Here is a 228-nt window from a genome sequence, read left to right on the forward strand (position 1 = left end):
CCGCCCTGTTGCGTCTTGCAGGTTCGGTACTGATCGAGCAGCACGACGAATGGGAAGCCGGCGACCGCCGCTATTTCTCTGCAGCCTCGATGCTGGAGCTGAAGGCCATGAACGTCGCCATCGAAACCATCGAGGAGGTGAACCTCATCCCCGAACTCACCGCCGCGTAAGCTAAAACCACTGACCCGCACGGAGATGAGAAATCACACCACTCGGCGGGACGTGACC

The 228-nt window shown here is 60.1% G+C and carries 1 pseudogene; it reads left to right on the forward strand.

The features are described 5' to 3' along the window. Positions 1-170 (forward strand): annotated as a pseudogene (locus ACTJJW_RS14780) (IS256 family transposase); the annotation flags it as partial. Positions 171-228: the final 58 nt, after the last annotated feature.

Source organism: Rhodoglobus galactosidasius (genome assembly GCF_054957775.1).